We start from the raw sequence: 17,925 nt of genomic DNA, 5'->3' as shown, positions 1-17,925 counted from the left end.
CCCCTAGACGCCCGGCGTGCGCAGGCCCGCCGCCGACATCGCGGCGAGAAACGCCTCCGCCGAGCGCGTGGCGATGAGCTCCTGCGGAAAGCCGATCTCCTCGAGCATACCGAGCGCGTGCGGCGTGCGGCCCACGGCGCAGCAGACGTGTGCGTCGGTGTTCACGACGACCTGGCAGCCGAGCTCCGCGCAGGTCTCCGCGATCGCGCGGCAGCTCGCCCACGTGCGCCCGCCGGGGCCGCGCGTCTCGAGGCTGTGCTCGTTGATCTCTATGAGCTTCCCCTGGCGCGCGGCCTCGCCCACGACCTCGCGCACGTCGAAGGGCACGCCCGCGCGGCCCGTGTGCCCGAGGACGAGCACCTTGGGCTGGGAGAGCGCGCGGAGGTACATCTCGGTCGTCTGCGCGACCGGGGCGCCCGCGGCGAACTCCTTGTAGTGGACGCTCGCGATCACGTAGTCGCAGCCGGCGGCCACGCGGTCGTACAGCGAGCAGGCCTCGCGCAGGGGGCGGCCCGTGATGTCGGTCGTGACCTCGACGTCCTGGCCAAAGAGCCGGCCGTCGAGCGTGCGGACGTCCGCCTCGGCGCCGTGCAGCAGCCGCACGCCCTCCCAGGAGCGCGGCCAGACGCCCATGTTGATGAAGTGCTGGTAGTCGCGCAGGTCGGCGTGCTCGAGGTCCGTGCGCGGGAAGAGCATGTCGGAGAAGTGGTCCGTCACGCCCAGCAGCTCGAGCCCCGCCTCGCGCGCGGCGAGGACGTTCTCGCGCAGCGTCGAGTAGGCGTGACGCGAGTAGAGCGTGTGCGTGTGGACGTCGCAGCGGTTCTGGAGCATGGCTTCCCTCCTGCGGTGACCGGGGCGGGCCCCGGCCGGCTCTGGCCTAGCGGTAGCTCGCGGCGAGCTTCTCCCAGGCGGGCATGGAGTTCACGATGGTCTCGTGGCTCACGCAGTAGCCCACGCGCACCCAGCCCGGGCAGCCGAAGGAGTCGGACGGCACGGGCAGCAGCTCGAGGGCGCGGGCGCGCTCGAAGAAGGCGTTGGCGTCCGGCTCGAGCGCCTTGACCCACAGGTAGAACGCGCCCTCGGGCTCGATGAACTCGTAGCCCAGGCGGCTGAGGCCCTCGGTGAGCGCGCGGCGGTTCTCGGCGTAGGCCTCCACGTCGCTCGGGCAGTCCACGCAGTCCACAAGGACGCGCTGGAAGAGCGCCGGGGCGCATACGAAGCCCAGCTTGCGGCCGGCACCGGCCACCGCGAGCACCAGGTCGTCGTGCTCGGGGTTGGTGGGCGGCACGAACACCCAGCCGATGCGCTCGCCCGGCAGCGAGAGGCTCTTGGAGTAGCTGTAGCACACGATCGTGCGGTCGTAGACTCCCGGCACCCAGGGGACCTCCGCGCCGTAGGTGATCTCGCGGTAGGGCTCGTCGGCAACCAGGTAGATGATGGTGCCGAGGCGCTTCTCGGCGTCGTGCAGGGCCGCTGCGAGCGCCTCGAGGTTCCCGCGCGAGTAGACGGAGCCCACGGGGTTGTTGGGCGAGTTGATGACCACGGCCTTGGTGCGCTCGGTGACGGCGGCGGCCACGGCGGCAACGTCTACCTGGAACGTGGCCGGGTCCGCGAGCACCTCCACGCAGGTGGCACCCGACGTCTCGATCCACACGCGGTACTCCGGGAAGTACGGCGCGATCACGATGACCTCGTCGCCGGGGTTCACGACGGCGTGGAACGTGATGGAGAGCGAGGCCGCGGCCCCGCAGGTGAGGTAGAGGTCGTCCGCCGACGCCGTGCCCTCGCCAAAGCGGCGCGAGAGGCTCGCGGCGACGGCCTCGCGCGCGGCGGGAAGGCCGTTTGCCGGCGTGTAGCCGTGCAGCTGCGTGGCCGGCAGCGCCAGGGCGCGCTCGATCGAGGTGCGCACCGCGTCCGGCGCCGGGACGGAGGGGTTGCCGAGCGAGAAGTCAAAGACGTTCTCGGCGCCGATCTGGGCCTTGCGCGCACCGGCGTAGGCGGAGATCTCGCGGATGGACGACTTCTGCGCGCCGTAGGCGCGGCTTGCCTCGTTGATGCTCATGGCGGCCCCTTTCCGTGGTGTCAGCTGCACGTATTGTACCCGCGCGGTCGCCCGCCCGCCGCCCTTTTCCGGTTGTCAGCGGTTTTCGCGCGGCGCGTGAAGTATCACCTATTTTGTAGCATTTCTGTACCTGCGGCTTTTCCGGGCGAGAAGTGCCCGGCGCTCAAGGCGTTGACCAAAAACCGCTTACAATCAAGTTTCGGCGCCCCCGGCCTCCTGCAGGCCCCCGCGCCGTGGCCCAAAGACCGTGCCGCCCGCAAGATCCTCCGGAGGGAAGCCCATGTCAGACGCCCGCGAGCTGCGCCTCGTCTCCTGGAACGTCAACGGCCTGCGCGCCGTCATGAAGAAGGACCCGAGCTTCGTCGACGTCGTCGCCGCGTGCGACGCCGACGTCTTTGCCGTGCAGGAGACCAAGCTCCAGGCAGGCCAGATCGAGCTCGAGCTGCCCGGCTACCACCAGACTTGGAGCTACGCCGAGCGCAAGGGCTACTCCGGCACCGCCGTGTTCTCCCGCGAGGAGCCGCTCCAGGTGATCAACCACATCGGCGCGCCGGAGGCCGACGACGAGGGCCGCGTCTGCGCGCTCGAGTTCCCCGGCTACTGGTTCGTGGACGTCTACACGCCCAACGCCCAGAACGAGCTCGCGCGCATCGAGACGCGCCTGGCCTGGGACGCGTGCTACCGCGAGTTCCTCTGCGGCCTGGCCGAGCGCAAGCCGGTGGTGACCTGCGGTGACTTCAACGTGGCCCACAACGAGATCGACCTCAAGAACCCCGGCCCCAACCGCGGCAACGCGGGCTTCTCCGACGAGGAGCGCGAGAGCTTCACCCGCCTGCTCGACGCCGGCTTCACCGACACCTTCCGCGCGCGCCACCCCGACCTCGCCGGCGCCTACAGCTGGTGGAGCTACCGCTTCAACGCGCGCAAGAACAACGCGGGCTGGCGCATCGACTACTTCCTCGTCTCCAACGACATCGCGGACCGCGTGACCGGCGCCTCGATCCTCTCAGAGGTCTACGGCTCCGACCACTGCCCCGTGGAGCTCACGATCGAGCTGTAGCGGCCCCGGCGCGCCCGCACGCGCCTAGCCGAGCGTGATGTAGCCCGTCCCCTCGTCGGGGTCGTCCGGCCGGGGGCCGGCGTCTGCGGCGCCGAAGAGGAACTCGCGCAGGCGGGGCAGCTCGCGCAGGTACTGGGCTCGTCCCATCTCGTGCGCGGCGGCGAGGCGCCGCGGGTTGACCGTGTTGTTCTCCACCGGCATCTCGTCGGGGTAGAGCACGAGCGCCTTGCCCGCCCGCTCGAGCTCCTCCACGTGCTCGGCCGCGGCGTTGTAGCGCTCCCAGCGCGTGAGCAGGGCGTTTCTCAGGTAGGGGTAGTCCTTGGCGAGGTGCTTGTAGACCTGGCGGTCGCGCGCGGAGGGCTCCTTCTTGCGATAGCCGCGCGGCCGCGTCGCCACGAAGACAAAGCGCTCGAAGCCGTCGTCCTCGGCCATGCAGGCGGGGATGCCCGCTCCCGTGCCCAGGCCGCCGTCGTAGAGGGTCTTGCCGTCGACGGGCAGCGGCTCCATCATGCCCGGGAGCGTAGAGCTGGCGCGGACGAGGTTGACCATGCGCGTCGGGTCGGTCATGTCCTCGCGCCCAAAGCGCACGGTGCGGCCCGTGTCCCGCTCGAACGCCTGGATGCGCACGCGCGCGGGGTTTGCCTGGAAGGTCTCCCAGTCAAACGGGAGCGTCCCGTCCTGGATCGCGCCGCCGTAGAGCGCGTCGGCGTCAAAGTAGCCGTGGCCGCGCACGAGCGAGCGCAGGCCCACGTGCTCGCGCATGGGGCCGTCGGTCATGAAGGAGCGGCGCACGCGCTCGCGGTCGCGCGAGAGGTAGTTGATCGAGGTGCTCGCGCCGGCCGAGAGGCCGCACACGTACTCGAAGTAGATGCCCTGCTCGAGAAGCACGTTGGCAAGGGCGCTGGTGTAGCTCACGCGGTAGCCGCCGCCCTCAAAGACGAGGGCACAGTCAAACACGTTGTTCTCTAGGGTCTCCACGGCGGCCTCCTCTGCGCTCGGTATGGTGCGACGAAAACGCACGGATAGAGGACTTTGTTCCCCAAATATCGCGTCTCAAACCAAACCAGACGGATTCTCCATCTCGTTCGGGCCGTCGCGGCACTACCATGAGAGCGTGTCGACGATGGGAGGGCGCATGTCACGCACGGTCACGGACGCGGCCCAGGCCGCCTCGGAGCTCTCGGAGCGCTTCTCGCGGGCGAGAAGGGCCGTCTTCTTCGGCGGCGCCGGCGTCTCCACGGCGAGCGGCATCCCCGACTTCCGCAGCGCCGACGGCCTCTACCACCAGCACTTCAGATACCCGCCCGAGACCATGCTCGGGCACGACTTCTTCGTCTCCCACACCGCGGAGTTCTACGACTTCTACCGCGAGCGCATGATCTGCCTCGCGGCGCGCCCCAACCAGGCGCACCTCAAGCTCGCGGAGCTCGAGCGCGAGGGGCACCTCGCCGCGGTCGTGACGCAAAACATCGACGGCCTGCACCAGATGGCGGGCTCGCGCGAGGTCCACGAGCTGCACGGGTCGGTCCACCGCAACGTCTGCCGGGGCTGCGGCGCCGTCTACCCGGCCGAGTGGGTGCTCGCGCACGGGGGCGTCCCGCGCTGCGAGAAGTGCGGCGGCCTTGTGAAGCCCGACGTCGTGCTCTACGGCGAGCAGCTCGACGAGCGGGTTCTTCTCGCCAGCGTGCGCGCCATCCGGGAGGCGGACCTGCTCGTCATCGGGGGAACCTCGCTCGTGGTGTATCCCGCCGCGGGGCTCGTGAGCTACTTCGGCGGCGACGAGGTGGTGGTCGTCAACCGCGATCCCACGCCGGCGGACGCCACCGCCGACCTCGTCTGCGCCTGCGACATCGCCGCCGCCTTCGACTTCTAGGCGCCCGCCCCGCCACGTGCCGCCCGCCGAGCCCGGCCACGCGCCCTTCTCGGCCGCGCTGGGTACAATGGACGAGATACAGACGCCTCGAGGAGGAACCATGCTACGAGACAACTTCGGCACCTGGCACTGCGGCTCGCACGAGATCTCCCTCGCGCGCCCGCGCATCATGGGCATCCTCAACGTGACCCCGGACTCCTTCTCGGACGGCGGGGAGAACCTCGACCACGAGGCCGCCATCGCGCGTGGCCTTGCCATGCTCGATGAGGGGGCCGACATCATCGACGTGGGCGGCGAGTCCACGCGTCCCGGCCACACGCCGGTCGACTCCAAGGTGGAGGCCGAGCGCATCGTCCCGGTGGTCCGCGCGCTCGTGGAGGCGGGCGCCGTGGTCTCCGTGGACACCCGTCACGCCGACGTGGCTCGCATGTGCGTGCGCCTGGGCGCGGCCATCGTCAACGACGTCTCGGGCTTCACCGACCCCGAGATGGTGCGCGTGGCGGCCGACACCTCCTGCGGCTGCATCGTCATGCACTGGAAGCACGACGGCCTCGGCACCCACGCGGGCGCCCCGGCGCGCCGCCAGGTCGTGCTCGACGAGTCCCGCCCCACCGGCAGCGCGGTCCCGCGCCCCGTGACCTCGCAGCGCCGCTTCACCCTGCCCGAGGAGGCGCCGATCATGCGCCAGGTCATGGGCTTTCTTGGCGACCAGGCGCGCACCCTCATGCGCGCGGGCGTCTCGCACGACCGCATCTGCATGGACCCGGGCGCGGGCTTCGACAAGTTCGCCGACGAGGACGTGGTCATCCAGCGCGCCACGCGCTCCATGGCCTCGATGGGCTACCCGCTCGCCTGCGCGGTCTCGCGCAAGCGCTTCGTGGGCGCGGTCTCCGGCGTGGCCGAGGCGCCGATGCGCGACGCGGCGACGGCGGGCGTCTGCATCTCCGCCATCGAGAACGGCGCCCGCATCCTGCGCGTCCACGACGTCGCCGCCGTCTCGCAGGCCGTGAACGCCTACTGGGCCGTCTCGCACAAGGACGCGCGCCAGGGGTTCGTGAGCCTGGGCTCCAACGTGGGCAACCGCGTGGCCAACCTCGCCCGCGCGACCCAGCTCATCGACGAGATCCCGCTCACCTGCGTGGTCAACGTGAGCCACGCCTACGAGACCGAGCCCGCCTACGGCATCGCCACGCCGGTGGCCAACGCCGTGGCCGAGATCCGCACCGAGCTCCACCCGCTCGTGCTCATGGGCAAGCTGCTCGAGGTGGAGGACGAGCTCGGTCGCATCCGCCCCAAGGACGACGCGCGCGGGGCCGGCGAGAAGAGCGCCGCCAAGGCCGCTCGCGGTCCCAAGGAGCCCGGGAGCGGCCCGCGCACCATCGACTGCGACCTCATGTGGGTCGAGGGCGAGCGCCACGCCGGCGCGCGCCTCACCCTGCCGCACCCCCGCCTCGGCGAGCGCGACTACGTGCTCGTCCCGATGGAGGACCTCATGCACGACCCGGAGCGCTTCCTCGCGCACGCCGGCGTGCCGGTCGTGGCGCGCGACGAGCGCGTGGGACACGTGACCGCCGACCTCGGGGAGATCGCATGGGAGTAGGGACCTCGCTCACGCTGCGCCCCGACGTGCCCATGGGCTTTGTGGGCGGCGTGCCGTACGTGGCGGCGCTCGCCGTCGCCCGCGAGCTGGGAGAGCGCGTCGCCTGGCCGCACTCCGTGGTGACGGGCTCGGGAGAGCCGCTCGTCTCGGTCGACGCCCGCGCCGGATACGAGGGCGGCCTCCTCGTCCGCTGCGACCTCGCGTGGGACGCCGAGAAGAACCTCGACGCCGCGGCCCTCGAGCGCGCGGTCGAGGACGCGGTGGGCGCCTGGGCCGCCGACGTGGCCGCGGGCCGCGCGTGCGCCGGCCCGCTCGCGCCCGCGCTCGGCGACTACTTTGACGCCCTTCTCGGCATGGGGGAGAAGGTCGAGGTCGTGCGCGGCGGGCGCGCGATCGCGCGCGGCGAGCTCGCCGGGGTGGACGTGTGGGGCCGCGCCACGGTGCGCCTGGAGGGCGGCGCCCAGGAGCTCGAGCTCGCGCCCGAGCAGGCCACGCTGCGACCGGCGCGCTGAAGTCCTTCTCGCCGGAGCGCCGCGCTTAGGAAATCGGGGTTATGGCAGCCAGCGCCCAGGGCATGCTTAACAATCCGGGGTCGTCCCGCCGCTCACGGGGCGAGAAGGACCTCGGGGCGACGTCAGGTCCTGCCATAACCCGGAATTGTTAAGCAGCGACGCGGTTCTTCTCGCCATAACCCCGTTTTCCTAAGCGTCGCAATCCGCCTTGTCCGGGACAACCCCGGATTGTTAAGCAGCCAAAAGATTCCGGCTGCCATAACCCCGATTTCTTAAGCGCGCGGCGGGCGGGTGCGCGCGGCGGGCGGGCGCGCGCGTCAGGTGCGTGCGGCGGTTCCGCCCAGCCGGCCGGCCGTCTACGCCCGCGCCTGCTCCCAGAGCCAGATCTCGCGTATGCCGCGCAGCGTGAGCGTGGGGTCCACGGCGTCGAAGAGGTCGGTCGCCGCCGCCACGGTGCGCGCGAGCCCGCCGGTGCCCACCACGGTCGCCTCGGGTGCGCCGAGCTCGGCGCGGATGCGCGCGACGAGCCCCTCGGCCTGGGCTGCCGCCCCTACGACCAGCCCGGACTGCAGCGCGTGCTCCGTCGAGTCCCCGAGCGCGCGCTCGGGCGCGACGATGGGCACACTCGCGAGCCGCGCCGCGCGCTCGAAGAGCGCCCCCGCGGAGAGCATGAGCCCCGGCGAGATGGCGCCCCCGCGATAGGCCCCGCGCTGGTCGACCACGTCGATGTTGGTCGCCGTGCCAAAGTCCACCACGATGACCGGCGTCCCGTAGTCCTGCCGTGCGGCGATGGCGTTGGCGATGCGGTCAGCGCCCACCTGGCGGGGGTCGGGCATGTCGATCGGCATGCCGTAGTCGACCCCTCCGCGCACCAGCAGCGGCGCGTGGTCGAGGTGGGCGGAGAGGCACTTTTGCCAGGCCCGCTCGAGGGCGGGGACCACGCTGGCCACGCCCGCCTCGGTCACGCGGGAGAGCTCCAGGCCGTCCTTCATGAAGAACGAGTAGAGCCGCGCGTGCAGCATGTCTGAGGTGTCGCTGACGTCCGTGGACATGCGCCAGCCCCGGACGAGCGCCCCGCGCTCGTCGAAGAGCCCGAGGGTGGACTGCGTGTTGCCGACGTCGATGGCAAGGAACATGGGGCCTCCCGTGTACGGTTGCATGCGACCTATCTTACTTCTCGATTCTTCACAGATGCGCCACGAGCTTTCTGATATACTCCAACGGCTATTGTGTCTTGGTCGGAACCAAGACGAACCCCTGCCCTGGTCGGAAACCAGGGCCGAAGAAGAGGAGTCCTGCCATGAAGCAAGGTATCCACCCCGACTACGTGGAGTGCACCGTCCGCTGCACCTGCGGCAACACCTGGAAGACCCGCTCCACCAAGAAGGAGATCGTGGTCGACCTCTGCGACAAGTGCCACCCGTTCTACACCGGCCAGCAGAAGCTCGTCGACACCGGCGGTCGCGTCCAGCGCTTCGCCGACAAGTTCGGTGGCGCCGCTGCCGCCCAGCTCAAGAAGGCCGAGGAGGCCAAGGCTGCCCGTGCCGCCAAGGCTGCTGAGGAGGCCGCTGCCAAGAAGGCCGCCAAGGAGGCCAAGGCCGCCGAGAAGGCCAAGCGCGCTGCCGAGTACGCCAAGAAGGCCGAGGCCGAGGCTGCCGCCGCTCCCGCCGAGGAGGCCGCTGCCGAGCCCGAGACCACTGAGGCTGCCGAGTAGCAACCTGATTCCGCCCAAGGCAAGGCGAGAAGAACGAGCGTCCCGCGGAGGTTTCGCGGGGCGCTCTTTTCGTGGCCCGAGAGGCGTGCCCGGCGTGCGGGCACCGGGCGCTACTGGGCCCGGGAGAGCGTGAGGCGGTCCGTGTACGTGAGGGTCTCGTCCACGGGGAAGAACAGGAACGAGCCGGTGTGGGGGTAGGAGGTCTCCACGAGCGCCACCGCCTGCGCGGGGTCCTCGGAGGTGCCGAAGCCCAGCCTGAGGCTCACCGTTCCGCCCACGTCCTCGGGCAGCGTGGCCGCGAACGTGAGGTCGCTTCCCGTCTGCTCGTCGGGCTCGTCCACGAGGCGGGCCTCGAAGGGCACGTCCTCGAAGACGAGGTCGCCCGGGCAGGACTGCGCGTCGTCGGAGGGGTGCCCGTGGTAGTGCGCCACGCCGGAGACCGTCCCGGAGATCGCGTTGCCCTCGGCGGAGGTGACGGTGACGCTCAGGCCGGCGTCGCGCGCGGCCAGGCACTTGGTGCCGTCGGTCTCCTGGCTCACGAAGGTGCCCTGCCAGGTGCCCAGGACGCCCTCGAGGCTGCGCTCGTAGGAGCCCTCGCCGACCTCGACGCCCGAGAGCGCCCACTGGCCGGACTGCGCGTCGAAGGAGAAGTCCGCCGTGAGGTTGCACGTGTAGGACTCGAACGCCCCGGCGCGGACGTAGCGCACGTCGACCGTGCAGGCCTGCGCCTCGGCGTCGAAGGACGAGGACGTCACCTCGACGTCGGCCTGCTCGTAGAGCGAGGCGAGGCTCGCGGTGGCGTCGTCCGAGGCGGCCTGCTCGTCCGCGCGCTCGAGCAGCAGGTGGGCGTTGCGCAGGACCTTCTGCTCGTCCACGCCCGCGTCCGCCTGCCAGGCAACGCGCGCGCCCTCGGCCCCGCCGATGAGCTCCCAGGCGCCGTCGACGCTGGCGTACTGGAGCGTCGCCGCCTGGTCGGCGCTCACCGAGGAGCCCGAGTAGCTCAGGACGACCTCGGCCACGGCGTAGCCCGAGGCCCCGAAGCGTCCCTGCGCGCCCTCGGGGGCGCTCGCCGAGCGCGTGGTCGAGCGCACGTCCACCGAGCGCAGGACCACGATGTCGTCGGGCCCGTAGGTGCCCCCGGAGTAGCGGGGGGCCGAGAGCGCGCCGCGCGCGTCCTGCTCGACCTGCTGGGCGGAGGGGAGCGAGCCTGCCCTCGCGAAGGCCATGGCCATCAGCGCCACGGCCGCCACGGCAAGGATTGCGAGCGCCGCGCTCGCGACGCGGTGGGAGCGCACGAAGCCGCCCGCCTCGGAGAGCCGGGCGCGCACGTAGTCGCCCAGGGTCCCGGTGACGTCGCGCAGCCTGGGGGCGTCCGCACCCGCGCCCTCGGGGAGGCGCTCGGTCTCGTCGGCGGTCACGAAGGGCCGCTCGACCGTGGCGTCGGGCTCGGGGGAGGGCGCGTCCGCGTCCGCGGTCCCGAGCTCCTCGCCCGCGCGCCCCTCGAGCGCGGCCGTCTCTCCCGCGATGGTCTCGTCGGCTCCGGGCTCCGCCGGCGTCTCGTCTGTCGCGCCTTCCGGCACCGCCGCGAGCGCCTCGTTCTTCTCGTCCGCCGTGTCCCTGGGCTCTGCCATGCTCGCTCCTTCTGTGGCCTTTTCACAGTTTCGCACATCACGGGGCCCGCGCGTGCCGTCGCGGCCGTTCGGCGCCGCCGCATTCGGGGTATTATGAAAAGGTTCGATCGGAAGACGGGTGGGGGACTCATGTACCTGAGGTTCGACATGCTCTAGCTGCGCACGCAGCGCCGCGCGGATGCGCAGGCGCCCGCCAGCCGTGCCCACCCCCACCGCGAGGAGACAACATGCGAGACAAGCTCACCAAGATCATCCAGGCCTACGAGGAGCTCGAGAAGAAGCTCATGGACCCGGCCGTCGTGTCCGACCCCAAGGAGTACGCGCGCCTGGCCAAGGAGCACGCCGGCCAGGCCGAGCTCGTTGCCAAGGCCCGCGAGTACCTCGGCGCGCTCGACGACATCGACGCCGCCAAGGAGATGCTGCACGAGGCCGACGCCGACGAGAAGGCCATGCTCCAGGAGGACATCTCCGCCAACGAGGCCAAGCTCCCGGCCCTCGAGGAGGATATCAAGTTCCTGCTCATCCCGGCCGACCCCAATGACGAGAAGGACACCATCGTGGAGATCCGCGCCGGCGTGGGCGGCGACGAGGCTGCCATCTTCGCCGGGGACCTCTACAAGATGTACCAGCGCTTCTGCGAGAGCCGCGGGTGGAAGATCCAGGTCCTCTCGTCGAGCCCCAGCGAGGCGGGCGGCTTCAAGACCATCGAGTTCAAGGTCGCGGGCGACAAGGTCTACTCCGTCCTCAAGTACGAGTCCGGCGTGCACCGCGTCCAGCGCGTCCCCAAGACCGAGAGCCAGGGCCGCATCCAGACCTCCACGGCCACCGTGGCGGTCCTGCCCGAGGCCGACGAGATCGACATCCAGATCGACCAGTCCGACCTGCGCATCGACACCTACTGCGCCTCCGGCCCCGGCGGCCAGTGCGTCAACACCACGTACTCGGCCGTGCGCATCACGCACCTGCCCACCAACACCGTGGTGCAGTCCCAGGACCAGCGCTCCCAGATCCAGAACCGCGAGGTCTGCATGCAGATGCTGCGCGCCCGCCTCTACGAGATGGAGCTCGAGAAGCAGCAGGCCGAGCAGGGCGCCGCGCGCCTCTCCCAGATCGGCCACGGCAACCGCTCCGAGAAGATCCGCACCTACAACCAGCCGCAGGATCGCGTGACCGACCACCGCATCGGCTTCAACGGCACCTACAACGGCGTGCTGCTCGGAGACGCCCTGCCCTCCGTGATCGAGGCACTGGCCGCCGCCGAGCGCGCCGAGAAGCTCGCGCAGGCCGTGTAGGGCGCTCGCCCCGCCGGTTCTTCTCGCCAGCCCCTCTCGCCGTCTGCCCCGTCGGACGGCCCTTCTCGCCCCTGCCGCGCAAATCGCGCACGATTGGGTGGCAAGTTTGATGTGCCCTCGCGGCGCGCATCAAACTTGCCACCCACTCTCATGCAAAACGTGGCCAAATCCACGTCCGCTCCACAAACGGACGCGCCGTGCAGCGCAACCGCATCAAACATCGCGCCCAACCGAGGGGACTTCTTGGCAGAAGGGGGCCTTCCGGGAGCGCGCTGAGGCCCAGACGCACAATCGCGGCGGTTTTTCGCCAGCCTCGCAACGCAGCGGCGAGAAGAGCGTCGGCACGCCCCGCGGCTTGCGCTATGATGCGGGGACCGACGAACGAGGGAGGAAGACGTGGCGGCAGCCGAGCCCTGGACCATCAAGCGCATCCTGGACTGGACGAGCGGCTACCTGGGCCGCAAGGGGGACGAGCACCCGCGCCTCTCGGCCGAGTGGCTGCTCGCCAACGTCTGCGGCCTCTCCCGCGTGGAGCTCTACGTCAACTTTGACAAGCCGCTCGAGGCCGACGAGCTCGCCGCCATGCACGCCGCGATCGAGCGCCGCGCGGCCGGCGAGCCGCTCCAGTACGTGACCGGCGAGATGCCCTTCCGCCACATCGTCCTGCGCTGCGAGGAGGGCGTGCTCATCCCGCGCCCCGAGACCGAGGTTCTGGTGGACGCCGCCCTGGAGGGCGTGGACGCCGCGGTCGGCAGGAGGTCCGCCGGCGAGAAGGACCCGGACGCCGCGCTCGCCCCCGTCCGCGTGCTCGAGGTGGGCACCGGGACCGGCTGCATTGCGCTCTCCATTGCCTCGGAGCGCCCCGGCACGCACGTCACGGCTACCGACCTCTCGCCGCGCGCCGTCGCGCTCGCCACGCGCAACCGCGAGGCGCTCGGCCTCGAGGAGCGCGTCGAGCTCGTCGAGTGCGACCTTGCGTCTGGCGTCTCCCCGGAGCTCATGGGCACCTTCTCGGTGCTCGTCTCCAACCCGCCCTACATACCAACCGCGGTCCTCGCGAACGAGGTCCCCGCCGAGGTGCGCGACCACGAGCCCGCGCTCGCGCTCGACGGCGGCCCCGACGGGCTTGACATGTTCCGCCGGCTGCTCGAGCTCGCGCCGGCCGCGCTCGAGCCGGGCGGCACGCTCGCCGTCGAGCTCTTCGAGGGGGCGCTCGACCAGGCCGCGGAGCTCGCCCGCGCGCAGGGCGGCTGGTCGCTCGTCGAGGTGCGCGAGGACCTCACGCATCGCCCGCGCGTCCTCGTCGCCGTGAGGGAGGGGTAGCGTGGGAGCCGTCGTCTCCGTCAATCAGATGAGCCCCGAGTCCGGGGTGGTGGCGCGCGCCGCGGAGGTTGCGCGCGCGGGGGGCGTGCTCGTGCTCCCCACCGACTCCGTCTACGGCCTCGCCTGCGCCGCAACGCCGGAGAACCCCGCCCACGCGCGCATCTTTGCCATCAAGCGCCGTGACCGCTCCCAGACGCTGCCCTGGTTCATAGCGGACGAGAAGGACCTCGACGTCTTCGGCGAGGGCGTTCCCGCCTGGGCCCACCGCCTCGCCGCCGCCCACTGGCCGGGCGCGCTGACCCTTGTGGTGCGCGCCTCGGCCGTCGTGCCGCCCGAGTACGCGCAGGATGGCCCGGACGGCCCAACGATCGCCCTGCGCGTGCCCGGGTCCGCGCTCTGCCGCGCCCTCGTGCGCGCCGTCGGCCACCCGCTCGCGCAGACGAGCGCCAACACGCACGGCGCCCCCGCGGCGACCTCCGGCCACGGCGTCGAGCCGGGGATCGTGGAGGCCGTCGACCTCGTCCTCGACTCCGGGCCCGCGCCCGTGGGCGTGGCATCCACGATCGTGGACGCCACGGGGGACGTCCCGCGCGTCCTGCGCGCCGGGGCCCTCCCCGAGTCCGAGGTCCTTCTCGCCGCGCGGTGAGCCCCTCACGGCGAGAAGGGCCACGTGGTACCCTAGAGCGAGCTAGCGTCAGGACCGCACACGAGAGGGGAGACCTCATGCGCATTGCCATCGCCTCAGACCACGCCGGATTCCTCCAGAAGGCCCCGCTTGCCGAGTACCTGAGCTCCCAGGGCCACGAGGTCGTGGACTGCGGCCCCGCCACCGACGCGCGCTGCGACTACCCCGACTTCGGCGACAAGGTCGCGCGCCTCGTCGCCTCCGGCGAGGTGGAGCGCGGCGTGCTCATTTGCGGCACGGGCCTCGGCATCGCCATGACGGCCGACAAGGTCCCCGGCGTGCGCGCCGTGCCGATCCAGACCGTGGAGTTCGCGCGCCTGTGCCGCGAGCACAACAACGCCAACGTGATCGGCCTCTCCGGCCGCTTCGTCTCCCTCATGGACAACCAGGCGATTCTCGACACGTTCCTCACCACCGAGTTCGCCGGCGGTCGCCACACGGACCGCGTGGCCAAGATGATGCGCGAGGACGACCCGGGATTTGCCGGCGTGCCCGCCGACTTTGGGATGTAGCGTCCCTGGAGCAACGTCTCAGCAGCGCCCGCCTCGTGCGGGCGCGCGCGTAAGAAGGGGGTTCCCATGACCTACGAGCACCTGAGCGCGTCCGACCCCGAGGTCTTCTCCGCCGTGGAGGACGAGCTGCGCCGCCAGCGCTCCTCGATCGAGCTCATCGCCTCGGAGAACTTCGTCTCCCCGGCCGTGATGGAGGCGGTGGGCTCGCCCCTCACCAACAAGTACGCCGAGGGCCTGCCCGGGAAGCGCTACTACGGCGGGTGCTGGGCGGTCGACGAGGTCGAGAACCTCGCCCGCGACCGAGCCTGCCGCCTGTTCGGATCGGCGCACGCCAACGTGCAGCCCCACTCGGGAGCCCAGGCCAACTACGCCGCCCTCTCGGCGCTCGCGAACCCCGGCGACAAGATCTTGGGCATGGCGCTCGACAACGGCGGGCACCTCACGCACGGCTCGCCCGCCAACTTCTCCGGCAGGCTCTACGAGGTCGTCTCCTACGGCGTGGACCCGCAGACCGAGCGCATAGACTACGACGCCGTGGCCGCGCTCGCCGAGGCAGAGCGCCCGCGCGTCGTGATCGCGGGGGCCTCGGCCTACCCGCGCGTCATCGACTTCGAGCGCTTCGCCCGGATCGCGCGCTCCGTGGGGGCGGCGCTCATGGTCGACATGGCCCACATCGCCGGGCTCGTGGCCACCGGGCGCCACCCCAGCCCGGTCCCGCACGCCGACGTGGTGACCTCGACCACGCACAAGACCCTGCGCGGGCCGCGCGGCGGCCTCATCCTCTCGAACGACGACGAGCTCGCCCGCCGGCTCGACTCCGCGGTCTTCCCCGGCAGCCAGGGCGGCCCGCTCGAGCACGTCATCGCGGGCAAGGCCGTGGCCTTCGGCGAGGCGCTGCGCCCCGACTTCGCCGCCTACGCGGACGCGGTTCTCGCCAACGCGCGGGCGCTCGGGCGCGGCATGGAGTCGCGCGGGCTGCGCCTGGTCTCCGGCGGAACCGACAACCACCTGCTGCTCGTCGACCTCACGCCCGCGGGTGACGTCACCGGGCGCGACGCCGAGCGCGCGCTCGACGAGGTGGGCATCACCGTCAACAAGAACACCATCCCCGGCGAGAAGCGCTCCCCGTTCGTCACGAGCGGCATCCGCGTGGGGTCGGCCGCCGTCACCACGCGTGGCTTCTCCGAGCAGGAGTGCGAGCGGGTGGGGCAGCTCATCGGCGAGGTCGTGGCCGGAATGGGCGACGCCGCGCTCATGGACCGGGCGAGCATGGAGGTCCGCGAGCTTCTCGCCGAGCACCCGCTCTACCCCGAGATGTAGAAGGCGCGCGCCGCCCGCGCGGCGCGCCGAGGCCCTGAGAAGGAGCAACCATGGAGAACCAGTTCGACCCCAGCCGCTTCGTCGTCATCGACCACCCGCTCGTCCAGCACAAGCTCCACATCCTGCGTGACAAGGCGACGGGCACCAAGCAGTTCCGCGAGCTCGTGACCGAGCTCGCGATCTTCGAGGGCTACGAGGCCATGCGTGACTTCCCGCTCGAGGACGTCGAGGTCGAGACCCCGCTCGAGACGACCACCTGCAAGCGCCTCGCGGGCAAGAAGGTCGCCATCATCCCGATCTTGCGTGCCGGCCTCGGGATGGTCGACGGCATCCTCCAGCTCGTGCCCTCCGCGCGCGTGGGGCACGTCGGCATGTACCGCGACCCCGTGACCCACGAGCCGCACCAGTACTACTGCAAGTTCCCCGACGACATCGAGAACCGCACCTGCCTGATCGTGGACCCGATGCTCGCCACGGGCGGCTCGCTCACCGCCGCCATCCAGTTCCTGCGCGAGGCCGGCGTGCGCGACATCCGCGCGCTCACGCTCGTCTCCGCGCCCGAGGGCGTGCGCACCGTGCTCGACTTCGACGCCGACGTGCGCCTCTACACCTGCGCGCTCGACCGCCAGCTCAACGACCACGCCTACATCCTGCCCGGCCTCGGCGACGCGGGCGACCGCATCTACGGCACCAAGTAGGCCAGACGCCCCCTTCGCGCCCGGCGGCCCCGGGGGTCGCGCGCGGCCCCCGGAGGGCCAGCCGGGCGCTTCGCGTTTGTGAAGAAACGGGGGCGCGCCTTCGCGCGCGGCCCTTGACCGCGTTTCGAATTGGACTAGACTACTCCGTACTTTTGCAAATCGCCCGAAGGGGAGCGCCCATGGATGTCACGTCAGCGGTGCTTGCCGGAGCGCTTGCGGGGCTCGCGGGATGCGTACCGCTGGCCGTGCCGTTCGAGGGGGCCCTTCGCGCGGGAGCAAAGGTGAGCATCGCCGCGGGCATGGCCGGAGTCATGGCGTCGTTTCTCATGATGACGGTGGCGTTGGCCGTGGCGTACGCGGTCGCGGGCGCAGGGAGGCCCTTCCTCGCGTTCGCGTGTTCTATGGTTGCCCTCTTCCTGCTCTTCTGGGCGGTTGAGGCGATAAGGGCCTGGCGCGCCGCCAACGGCAGGCGTCGGGCTTGAGAGGGGGACAAGCGTGGGCAATCCTCTGGACAGCCTGGGCAGCGAGGTCAACGAGCTCGTCTCGAGCTTCACGTCCCAGCCCATCTTCGGCACCCTGGACGGCGTGGGCTTCACTCAGTACATGTTCTGGTTCGCCGTTGCCGTGGCGCTGATGCTCGTGGCACTCTTCGTCTTCAAGAGCAAGCAGGCAAAGAGCCTCGTTCCGCAGGGCTTTTTCGTCAACGGCATGGAGTACCTCGTCGAGTTCGTGCGTGATGACATGTGCAAGGGCCTGCTCGGCGAGTCCTGGAGGCGTCACTTCCCCTTCATCGCCTCGATTTTCCTAGTGGTGCTCGCCAACAACATCGTGGGCATCATCCCGGGATGCAAGCCCGGCACGGGCACCATCTCCACCACGGCGGCCCTCGCCGTCTGCTCGTTTGTCTACTTCATCGCCTGCGGCATCAAGAAGCACGGCGCCCTCGGCTACGCCAAGAGCCTCGCTCCCGCCGGCGTTGCCTTCCCGCTCAATGCCCTCGTGTGGCTGATCGAGGTCTTCTCCACCATCCTGCGCCTCATCACGCTGGCCGTGCGACTCTTCTGCAACCTCTTCGCCGGCCACGTGGTCATGGGCACCTTCGCAATCCTGGCCTCGCTCTTCTTCGAGCCGATGGTCCAGGCCTTCTCGCTCGCCACGGCCGCGCAGGCCGGGGCCTCGGTTCTGTGGGTGGGCATCCTGCTGGTCATCTACGTCGTGGAGATCATGGTCGCGGCCATCCAGGCGTACGTCTTCGCGCTGCTCACCGCCGTCTACATCCAGATCGCCGAGTCCGACGAGGAGTAGTCGGCCGCTGCTATCAGGCAACTCGCGGGCGTCTGCCCGCCGTGCATAAACGTTGGTTTGAAACTCGCCGCCGGCAAACAAGGAGCCCGGGGCGAATGTCAAAGGAGGAACAGTGGGAGCTCTCGGTGTCGTTGGTTATGGTCTCGGTGTCATTGGCGCTGGCATCGGCATTGGCCTTGCCGCCAGTGGCGTCGCGCAGGGCATGGCTCGTCAGCCTGAGGTCCAGGGCCGTCTGTTCACGGTCTTCATCCTGGGCTCGGCCTTCGTCGAGGCCCTCGCCCTCATCGGCTTCGTCGTCAGCCTGATCGTCAAGTAGGGCTGTCGCACGAGCGAGTTGG

19 protein-coding genes are annotated in these 17,925 nt (G+C 70.7%); 14 read left to right on the top strand and 5 right to left on the bottom strand.

What is annotated here, in order from left to right:
* Positions 1-3: 3 nt before the first annotated feature.
* The gene (locus tag B5F23_RS07995; RefSeq protein WP_087353498.1) at positions 4-831 is read right to left on the bottom strand and encodes a phosphatase; all 828 of its coding nucleotides are present in this window, start codon (positions 829-831) and stop codon (positions 4-6) included.
* Positions 832-877: 46 nt separating this feature from the next.
* Positions 878-2,062: a pyridoxal phosphate-dependent aminotransferase gene (locus tag B5F23_RS07990; RefSeq protein ID WP_087353496.1), complete on the bottom strand. Its 1,185-nt coding sequence runs from the start codon at positions 2,060-2,062 to the stop codon at positions 878-880.
* Positions 2,063-2,342: 280 nt separating this feature from the next.
* Here B5F23_RS07990 and B5F23_RS07985 point away from each other — a divergent pair, with 280 nt between their 5' ends.
* A complete protein-coding gene (locus tag B5F23_RS07985; RefSeq protein ID WP_087353494.1) occupies positions 2,343-3,122 on the top strand; it encodes an exodeoxyribonuclease III in 780 nt (259 codons plus the stop codon).
* A gap of 24 nt (positions 3,123-3,146) precedes the next feature.
* Here B5F23_RS07985 and B5F23_RS07980 read toward each other — a convergent pair whose 3' ends face one another.
* Positions 3,147-4,100 (bottom strand): patatin-like phospholipase family protein, encoded by a 954-nt coding sequence (locus B5F23_RS07980; protein WP_087353492.1) that lies wholly within the window; start codon positions 4,098-4,100, stop codon positions 3,147-3,149.
* 157 nt (positions 4,101-4,257) lie between these two features.
* On the opposite strand from B5F23_RS07980, the gene B5F23_RS07975 reads away from it, so the two are divergent.
* The 3 genes from B5F23_RS07975 (at position 4,258) to B5F23_RS07965 (ending at position 7,107) form a co-directional block, all read left to right on the top strand.
* The gene (locus B5F23_RS07975) at positions 4,258-4,995 is read left to right on the top strand and encodes an NAD-dependent protein deacylase (protein WP_087353490.1); all 738 of its coding nucleotides are present in this window, start codon (positions 4,258-4,260) and stop codon (positions 4,993-4,995) included.
* 100 nt (positions 4,996-5,095) lie between these two features.
* Positions 5,096-6,595, top strand: coding sequence for a dihydropteroate synthase (gene folP, locus B5F23_RS07970; RefSeq protein WP_087353488.1), 1,500 nt, complete (start codon positions 5,096-5,098; stop codon positions 6,593-6,595).
* Positions 6,586-7,107, top strand: a complete 522-nt coding sequence (locus B5F23_RS07965) for a hypothetical protein (RefSeq protein WP_087353486.1) — start codon at positions 6,586-6,588, stop codon at positions 7,105-7,107. Before folP ends, B5F23_RS07965 begins: the two co-directional genes overlap by 10 nt.
* Before the next feature lie 356 nt (positions 7,108-7,463).
* Here the strand turns inward: B5F23_RS07965 and B5F23_RS07960 are convergent, their stop codons facing one another.
* Positions 7,464-8,243, bottom strand: a complete 780-nt coding sequence (locus B5F23_RS07960) for a type III pantothenate kinase (protein ID WP_087353484.1) — start codon at positions 8,241-8,243, stop codon at positions 7,464-7,466.
* Positions 8,244-8,407: 164 nt separating this feature from the next.
* On the opposite strand from B5F23_RS07960, the gene rpmE reads away from it, so the two are divergent.
* The gene (gene rpmE, locus B5F23_RS07955) at positions 8,408-8,821 is read left to right on the top strand and encodes a 50S ribosomal protein L31 (protein ID WP_087353482.1); all 414 of its coding nucleotides are present in this window, start codon (positions 8,408-8,410) and stop codon (positions 8,819-8,821) included.
* Positions 8,822-8,931: 110 nt separating this feature from the next.
* Here rpmE and B5F23_RS07950 read toward each other — a convergent pair whose 3' ends face one another.
* On the bottom strand, positions 8,932-10,452 hold the full coding sequence (locus B5F23_RS07950; protein ID WP_087353480.1) for a hypothetical protein: 1,521 nt from the start codon (positions 10,450-10,452) through the stop codon (positions 8,932-8,934).
* Positions 10,453-10,679: 227 nt separating this feature from the next.
* Here B5F23_RS07950 and prfA point away from each other — a divergent pair, with 227 nt between their 5' ends.
* The 9 genes from prfA (at position 10,680) to atpE (ending at position 17,903) form a co-directional block, all read left to right on the top strand.
* Complete coding sequence (prfA, locus tag B5F23_RS07945) at positions 10,680-11,744, top strand: peptide chain release factor 1 (protein WP_087353478.1); 1,065 nt, start codon at positions 10,680-10,682, stop codon at positions 11,742-11,744.
* Positions 11,745-12,140: 396 nt separating this feature from the next.
* Positions 12,141-13,067 (top strand): peptide chain release factor N(5)-glutamine methyltransferase, encoded by a 927-nt coding sequence (gene prmC, locus B5F23_RS09820; RefSeq protein WP_164484260.1) that lies wholly within the window; start codon positions 12,141-12,143, stop codon positions 13,065-13,067.
* A 1-nt stretch (position 13,068) separates the two neighbouring features.
* Positions 13,069-13,713: an L-threonylcarbamoyladenylate synthase gene (locus B5F23_RS09815; protein WP_164484259.1), complete on the top strand. Its 645-nt coding sequence runs from the start codon at positions 13,069-13,071 to the stop codon at positions 13,711-13,713.
* 77 nt (positions 13,714-13,790) lie between these two features.
* Entirely contained in the window at positions 13,791-14,264 is a 474-nt protein-coding gene (locus B5F23_RS07935; protein ID WP_087353476.1) for an RpiB/LacA/LacB family sugar-phosphate isomerase, read from the top strand.
* 66 nt (positions 14,265-14,330) lie between these two features.
* The gene (gene glyA, locus B5F23_RS07930; protein WP_087353474.1) at positions 14,331-15,584 is read left to right on the top strand and encodes a serine hydroxymethyltransferase; all 1,254 of its coding nucleotides are present in this window, start codon (positions 14,331-14,333) and stop codon (positions 15,582-15,584) included.
* 50 nt (positions 15,585-15,634) lie between these two features.
* Positions 15,635-16,282 carry a uracil phosphoribosyltransferase gene (gene upp / locus B5F23_RS07925; RefSeq protein WP_087353473.1) on the top strand — a complete coding sequence of 216 codons (648 nt, stop codon included), beginning with the start codon at positions 15,635-15,637 and terminating at the stop codon, positions 16,280-16,282.
* Positions 16,283-16,461: 179 nt separating this feature from the next.
* Positions 16,462-16,764 carry a hypothetical protein gene (locus tag B5F23_RS07920; protein ID WP_087353470.1) on the top strand — a complete coding sequence of 101 codons (303 nt, stop codon included), beginning with the start codon at positions 16,462-16,464 and terminating at the stop codon, positions 16,762-16,764.
* A gap of 13 nt (positions 16,765-16,777) precedes the next feature.
* Entirely contained in the window at positions 16,778-17,587 is an 810-nt protein-coding gene (atpB, locus tag B5F23_RS07915) for a F0F1 ATP synthase subunit A (protein ID WP_206392337.1), read from the top strand.
* Positions 17,588-17,699: 112 nt separating this feature from the next.
* Positions 17,700-17,903, top strand: coding sequence for an ATP synthase F0 subunit C (atpE, locus tag B5F23_RS07910; RefSeq protein WP_075278954.1), 204 nt, complete (start codon positions 17,700-17,702; stop codon positions 17,901-17,903).
* Positions 17,904-17,925: the final 22 nt, after the last annotated feature.

It is taken from the genome of Olsenella sp. An188 (assembly GCF_002160255.1).
Taxonomy (GTDB): Bacteria; Actinomycetota; Coriobacteriia; order Coriobacteriales; family Atopobiaceae; genus Thermophilibacter; species Thermophilibacter avistercoris.
This window is presented reverse-complemented; position numbering and strand designations above follow the sequence as displayed.